Genomic DNA, 234 nt, shown 5'->3' with positions numbered 1-234 from the left:
GTGTGCCCGGGGTCGACGGTGACCCTGTCCGGCGAGGCCGGGCCGCCGGCGGCAAGCAGCGGCACCTTCCCCGTCGGGACGAAGCTCAAGGTCACCAACCTCGACAACGGGCAGGCGACCACCGTCACCGTCAACGGCCCCTCCGGCAGCTGCGTCCTGCTCAACAACGCCGCCTTCGACAAGGTCCGCGAACCCGGCAAGAACCTCATCCGGCGGGCCCGCGTCGAGCGCGTG

1 pseudogene is annotated in these 234 nt (G+C 71.8%); it reads left to right on the top strand.

Annotation, left to right across the window (positions count from 1 at the left end):
- A pseudogene (locus tag IF89_RS0137150) lies at positions 1 to 234 on the top strand (hypothetical protein); the annotation flags it as partial.

Source organism: Streptomyces sp. NRRL F-2664 (assembly GCF_000719345.1).
In the GTDB taxonomy this organism is placed as follows: domain Bacteria; phylum Actinomycetota; class Actinomycetes; order Streptomycetales; family Streptomycetaceae; genus Streptomyces.
The sequence above is the reverse complement of the archived record's forward strand: the minus strand, read 5'-3'. Positions and strand labels throughout refer to the sequence as shown.